Source organism: Candidatus Margulisiibacteriota bacterium, from assembly GCA_028706105.1.
In the GTDB taxonomy this organism is placed as follows: domain Bacteria; phylum Margulisbacteria; class Riflemargulisbacteria; order GWF2-35-9; family DYQY01; genus DYQY01.
Genome location: JAQWCF010000143.1, coordinates 1 through 2,857, shown reverse-complemented (window position 1 = coordinate 2,857; position 2,857 = coordinate 1). Strand labels below are relative to the sequence as shown.

General features: G+C 32.1%; 2 protein-coding genes. Both read right to left on the bottom strand.

Annotation, left to right across the window (positions count from 1 at the left end; translation table 11 throughout):
• The coding region (locus PHF25_09415) for a hypothetical protein (protein ID MDD4528225.1) at window positions 1-572 on the bottom strand (572 nt) is incomplete at its 3' end.
• A 31-nt stretch (window positions 573-603) separates the two neighbouring features.
• Window positions 604-2,857 (bottom strand): HsdR family type I site-specific deoxyribonuclease (locus PHF25_09410; protein MDD4528224.1); only part of this gene is annotated, 2,254 nt, incomplete at its 5' end.

The window sequence follows — 2,857 nt, the reverse complement described above, 5'->3', positions numbered from 1 at the left end:
TCGAGAGTATAAACCTTAACTTCGCTACTAACTTTATCGATAGTTTTGTTCGTTGTAATTGTTTTTATGGATTCTTTAGAGTCTTGGGATAATAATTGATTATATAAAACTACATCGTCCTCATACATTTTTACTTCCCAAAGTTCTATTGGTAAATCTTTAAAATTAATAGCGTTCATCTGGTAAGAAGTAAAGGAATTCGCTACGAAGATAACCTTAGATTGTGACCAGTCAACATCATCTCTTTTTAAATTATTTTTCGTCCTTTCATTATACTCCAAAATAAAATCTGATTTATTATTCAGCATTAAGGCTAAATAAGCGTAGCCCTGATCAATAACACTGAAACTTCGATCCCTTTTATATTCGATAATTACAAAAGAATTATTTTCTTTATCAAAAGCTAATGTGTCAATTCTAAAATTATGCAATGCAAACTCGGTACTTACAAATTCTAAACTAAAGACACAATTTAAGTTTGCCTCCGTTAGTTTTTGAATATCTCTTTCCAAATCAATATTTTTTTCTTTTATAACAGATAATGATGAATGATTTTTTTTAAAAAGTGGCATATCTTTGAATTATTTTATTTCTTAGTTTGCATTAATTAATATGGGCTAAAGCATAAACATCGTTTCCGTTTCCATAGTAGCTGTCATACACATGTTGATATACAAAATCAAAGCAAGCTTGCTTTTCATTTTGTGAATATGATTCTGGTAAATCTGTAAAAACAATATCTCTAATTGTAACCCTAACATCAGCACGTGCTTGTTGTTTCTTGCGCCAATCAAGCACCAACTTATTACCTTTATTTAATTTTTCAAGAATTTCATGAGCAACCTTTTTTATCTTATTTTTTTCCTTTTCCGATAAATCATTCTTGTAAAGTAAATCAAATATAGCCAACTCCTCTTCGCTGAGATTTTCTCTTGCACTTCGCTTTTCTTCTTCGTTAAGTCCTTGCGCAAATTTCATCAACTCTTCAAAAAACTCTTCAATATTTTTCGCTCCGGAATTATATTCTTCAATTAGCTTTTTAAATTTATCCGCTAAATCCATTCTCTTTGAATTTAACTTAATCATGTCTTTCAATTTGTTTTCAATCTCTGCTTTTAATTTTTCCGTGGCAATATGTTTTTTTTCATTTGAAAAATAATTTTTTAACTTTTCAAAATCAATTTTGCTTAAATCGGTAATTTTGCTATTATCTTTTATTTTATAACCATCAGCTTCGATCGACTGATCAAGAATCCTTTCAATCTTGTCTGCAATCGCTTCAATATCGACTTCTTTTTTAGTTAAAACCCTAATTCTGTTTGCCAACACTCGGAATAATTTGACCTGTTCAAAGTATCTGTTTGCACTTTTGTCAGGTAATATAGCACCAAAAAATCTAACGGCTTGATCAGCCATTGCTAAATACTTTTTTTGGCTTTCTTCACTGGTCAATATAATATCAACTGCTTCTTCAATTATCTGAATCTTTTCTAACTCATCTGATTTTTTAATTTTTTCCAGATCTATTTTTAAATTATTACAAAAATCATTCACTAACTTGATTTGAAATTCCAAATTTTGCACTAAATCTTCCTTTGGTTTAATTGGGTTATTGACATCATCAGTGCCAGTTGCGTAAACCGCCAAAGCTTTCTGTAAATTTCTAAATACACCAATATAATCAACAATTAAACCATTTTCCTTGCCTATATAAACCCTATTTGCTCGAGCTATGGTTTGCATGAGCGTATGATTTTTCATCGGCTTATCAATATACAAAGTGCTTAAACATTGAACATCAAATCCGGTCAACCACATGTTGCAGACAATCACAATTCTCAATGGATCATTTGGATCTTTAAACTTTGTTTCCAAATCTTCATTAGCCATTCTCTGTCTATGTGGCACAATGTCTAAGCCATACTTTTTAAAATAATCAATTTCATTTTGTGATGAGCTTATAACAACGGCAATATCTGGGCATCCAGGCTGTGCTTTTAATTTATTGTACATTTTAACAGCTGTTAAACGATCAATTGTCACAAACATGGCCTTGCCGTCATTGCCTCTTTCATTAAAATGAGTAATACAGTCTTTGGCTATTTCATTTAATCTGTCTTCTCGAGTTATTAAATGGTATTCACGCTCAAATTCTCTAACTAATTTTTTCTCTTGATCTTCATCAAGTTCTACTTCCTCTAATAAATTATTTACTCCCAGTTCTAATTCTTCGGCTTTTAGTTGTAGCGATGGAATTCTATTCTCATAATACAAAGGTACCGTTGCGCCATCTTCAACTGACTGACGAAAATTATAAACGCTGACGTAATCGCCAAATGTTTCAACCGTTTCTTGCTCCTCACCTTTAATCAATGGCGTTCCGGTAAATCCAATAAAGTTTGCATGAGGCAAAGCATTTCTCATATTGAGAGCCAATAAATCATATTGACTACGATGAGCTTCGTCGGTCATCACGATAATATCTGAACGATCGGATAATACTGGAAACTGCTTCTCGCCCTCCCGCATTTGAAATTTCTGAATCAAAGTAAAAACTATTCTATGATCACCAGATAACAATTCTCTTAAATGCACAATACTACTAGCATGCACACTATCTTCTGGCTCCTTAACTGCTCCGACATTGGCAAAGTTTTTATAAATCTGTCCATCTAACTCCTGACGATCGGTAACAACGAGAAAAGTATAATTGCCTTGAAATTTTCTTAACACTTTTTGCGAAAAGAAAATCATTGAATAGCTTTTGCCACTGCCTTGCGTATGCCAAAATACTCCCAAACGTCCACGCTCTTCTTTGTTTTCTTTTACTTGCTTTAATGAAGTAATAGCATTATTA